Annotated in this window: 4 protein-coding genes; 1 reads left to right on the forward strand and 3 read right to left on the reverse strand. The window is 39.8% G+C overall.

Features of this window, described 5'->3' with window-relative positions; all coding sequences use genetic code 11:
• The 3 genes from AAGC65_RS25275 to tgt all read right to left on the reverse strand — a co-directional run.
• Nucleotides 1-588: DMT family transporter (locus AAGC65_RS25275; protein WP_343115236.1), on the reverse strand; the 588-nt coding region annotated here is incomplete at its 3' end.
• Nucleotides 588-1,691 (reverse strand): LptF/LptG family permease, encoded by a 1,104-nt coding sequence (locus AAGC65_RS25280; RefSeq protein WP_343115237.1) that lies wholly within the window; start codon nt 1,689-1,691, stop codon nt 588-590. The genes AAGC65_RS25280 and AAGC65_RS25275, both read right to left, overlap by 1 nt.
• 84 nt (nt 1,692-1,775) lie before the next feature.
• Nucleotides 1,776-2,906, reverse strand: coding sequence for a tRNA guanosine(34) transglycosylase Tgt (tgt, locus tag AAGC65_RS25285; protein ID WP_343115238.1), 1,131 nt, complete (start codon nt 2,904-2,906; stop codon nt 1,776-1,778).
• Between the two features lie 420 nt (nt 2,907-3,326).
• Here tgt and AAGC65_RS25290 point away from each other — a divergent pair.
• The coding region (locus tag AAGC65_RS25290) for a glycosyltransferase (protein WP_343115239.1) at nt 3,327-4,089 on the forward strand (763 nt) is incomplete at its 3' end.

Genomic DNA, 4,089 nt, shown 5'->3' on the forward strand with positions numbered 1-4,089 from the left:
GTATAATGATATCCAGAAAAAGGCTCCGCTCAACTCATAAAATGCAATGGTAGGAGCTTCATGTTTCTTAACAAATTTTGAATTGATGATAGAGAAAAGACTGGCACAAATGGCGCAAATCAGACCGGCTATGATTCCCTTAGTGTATCGGGTTTCAAATTTAAATATCAACACGATGCCGGTTATAATTAATAGGCCAGCCAAAATTTCGAGCTTTGAAATTTTTACTTTATTAATAATCGGCTCCAGAATGGCCGTAAATAAAGTGATGCTGGATATGCAAACCAGGGCCACCGGAACGGTTGATAATTTGATGGAAGCAAAGAAAAGTACCCAGTGTGCGCCCACTAAACCGCCTGTAAAAACCATTTGAAGAAAGGTTTTTCTGTCAATTTTTATGTCGGTTTTATTGAATTTGAAGTACAAAAACAGCGAAATAAAGGCAATTAATACGCGATACCACACCAATTGTACCGCAGAAATAGTGATTAATTGGCCTAAAATTCCTGTAAATCCCCAGATAAAAACAGTAAAATGGAGTATGATCAGGTTCTTATTCGGGCTTTCTGAGCGTTGTTTTGGACTCATTATTTAGGTGCTTTTAAGAGTAAATAGTAGCCCAATATACCAAACATCAGGTTAGGTATCATCACGGTAAATAGAGGCGGAACCCCTCCTTTTATGGAAAATACGATAGCGAATTTTTCAAGAATGATGTAAGCAAAACACAATAAAATCCCTATTCCAAGAGGTAAACCAACGCCGCCACGCACCTTTCGGGATGATAATGCTACCCCCAAAATGGTTAAAACGTAGGCCGATAAAGGGTATATAAAACGGTGAAATTTCTCGAAATAGAGGTTGTTTAAAACCTCCGGACGGCGTAGTTTTTCCTTATCAATATTCTTATTTAGCTCCTTTAATGACATGGCCGCATACACATTATCGTACACAATAAAGTCGGTAGGGTGCATATCTAATACTGTATCCTTTTGTGGTACGTTGGCCAAATATTTCTCTTTTAGCCCGTTTACATACTTCACATTATAATTTTTTAACGACCAAACACGCTTTACAGAGTCGTAAGTAATGGTGCTTGCTGTTAATTTCTCGCGCAAAGTGTCACCATTAAACTTTTCCATAATAAACTGATAGCCAGTATGGTTTGTTTGGTCGTAATTTTCCAGGTAAACATAGGTATGTTTGTCTATTTGCATGTGCACCTGGCTCTTTGTGGGGTCGTTATCGGTAATACCGTTGGCGTTTTCAAAGTCGTTTTTAAGGTGATTGGTATACGGAATAAGGTATACGTTAGCAAAAAACGACACTATGAATATGAGTGTTGAGGCTATAAAATAAGGTCTCAGAAAGCGATTAAAGCTGGCCTTGCCACTCAAAATCGGGACGATTTCAGTCTGGTTCGCCATCTTGGCTGTGAATAAAATTACCGCCAAAAAGTTAATAAGCGGCGATAGCATGTTCAGGTAAAACGGGATAAAACCGGCGTAATACTGGAACACAATATCATGAAATGTAGCATGTTTATTCAGGAAATTATCCAGCTTTTCAGACACGTCAAACACCACAGATACCACTATAAAAACACCCATTGTAAATACAAAAGTGCCCAGATATTTGCCAATAATAAACCTGTCAATAACCTTCAGGTAACGGTGTAAAATAGCCTTCATCCGTCAGATTATTGGTGTTTTTTTATCATTTAAAATACCATAAAAGGTATAGTTGTTATCCCTCATTTTTGTATTTATGTTAGGTTATAACCGCTCGCCAAGGCGCTTAACCATCTTGTTTTTCCACTCATAAAACTCTCCGGCGATGATCATTTTCCGTGCCTCTTTAACCAGCCAAACGTAAAAATGGAGGTTATGCAGGGTAGCGATTTGTGCTCCCAACATCTCGCCCGAGTGTATCAGGTGGCGTAAATAAGCCTTGGTATACACCTTATCGGCAAACAGATCACTGTCATCCTCAATGGCCGAAAAGTCGTTTTTCCACTTCTCATTCTTGATATTGATGATGCCGTTTTTAGTAAAAAGCATACCATTTCGGGCGTTACGGGTTGGCATAACGCAATCAAACATGTCAATTCCCAAGGCTATATTTTCCAATATATTAACAGGTGTACCTACGCCCATTAAATAACGTGGTTTTTGCTGCGGTAATATATTGCACACAATTTCTGTCATGGCGTACATCTCTTCGGCCGGTTCACCTACCGATAAACCGCCTATGGCATTGCCTTCACGCTCGTAAGAAGCGATGACTTCGGCCGATTTTTCACGCAGATCTTTATACACAGAGCCCTGTACAATAGGAAACAAAGTTTGGCTGTAACCATACTTTGGCTGGGTGCTGTCAAAGCGATCGCAGCAGCGTTTTAGCCAGCGATGAGTCATATCAATTGACCTCCGGGCGTAGTGATAATCGCAGGGATAAGGGGTACATTCATCAAAAGCCATGATGATATCGGCACCTATTACACGCTGAATATCCATCACATTTTCGGGTGTAAACAGGTGTTTTGAACCGTCAATATGCGAACGAAAGGTTACACCTTCCTCCTTAATTTTGCGTACTTCGGTCAGCGAATACACCTGGTAACCGCCGCTATCTGTTAAAATAGGTCCGTCCCAACCGTTGAATTTGTGCAGTCCGCCGGCTTGTTCAAGGGTGTTCAAGCCTGGCCTGAGGTACAAATGATAGGTGTTTCCTAAGATGATCTGGGCCTCAATATCATCTTTAAGCTCACGCTGATGTACTGCTTTTACGGTGCCGGCAGTACCTACCGGCATAAAAATAGGTGTTTGTATAGTACCGTGGTCGGTGGTAATTTCACCTGCCCGGGCTTTCGAAAGCGGGTCTTGTGCTGTTAAATTGAATTTCATTTTAAGGTTGCAAAATTAATAAATAAAGCGGGTTTGCTTAAATGGTTGACAATGAAATATTCAACAGAGAAAATCGACAACGAATCGTCCTGTCTGCGCTACACTGGATAACACTTTCTTTCTTCGGGGGAAAGTAAAGAGAGTGGAGGTGTTGTGATTCTCTTTACCTTTAATATATACTATAATATATAGGTGAAAATAACATCTTTTCTTCTGCAGGCAAAGAGAGTGGCTGAGCACAGCGGCTACCGAATGAGTAAAATCTTTGCTACCTGAACCCATTTGCTTATTAAGTTGATCTGTTATTCATAAATTGTGGAGAAAAAGCTTTCATTGTGGGCAATAATCATCAAATAAACCTGTTGACGCCACAGTTAATCCGGACGATTTTTAACAAATTTGCCTGATTATTATAGCTCATTGGAAACTTACATACACATCGCGTTTTTTATTCTTTTACAACTTTGCTTTATCATTCAGTTATATTATATGATAGGTGTACATAGTCGTTTAACGCGATACCAGCCAACTGAGCAATTGCCCGAGGTATTGATACCTGTTTCGGTGATCATTAGCGCGCGTAATGAAGCTAAAAATTTACAGGAAAATCTGCCTGCTATATTGCAGCAAAATTATCCTGATTTTGAAGTAGTAGTGATCAATGATTGTTCGTACGATACGTCAGACATTGTTTTAGAAGATATGCAGCGCGAATATCCTCATTTAAAAATAGTTACCATTACCGAACACGACCGGTTTAAAACCGGGAAAAAGTTTGCGCTAACGCTGGGTATAAAAGCTGCAAAAAATGAATATCTGCTATTTACCGATGCCGATTGTAAGCCAGCTTCTGAGCACTGGATAAGCCTCATGGCTGGTAAATTTACTACCGGCGCACAAATAGTTTTAGGTTATTCACCATATTATAAAACCCGTAATTTTCTGAATCCTTTTGTTCGTTTTGAGACTATTAAAACGGCGATCAGCTACCTGTCGAATGCGCTTGGTGGCGATCCTTACATGGGTATTGGGCGCAATTTGGCCTATACCAAAAGTTTGTTTTTTAGCCAAAAAGGATTTGCCTCACATATGCATGTTATATCGGGCGATGATGACCTGTTTGTAAATCAACATGCCACCGCAAACAATACAGTTATAGAAATACACCCCGATGCATTTACTT

Source organism: Mucilaginibacter sp. (assembly GCF_039207105.1).
In the GTDB taxonomy this organism is placed as follows: domain Bacteria; phylum Bacteroidota; class Bacteroidia; order Sphingobacteriales; family Sphingobacteriaceae; genus Mucilaginibacter.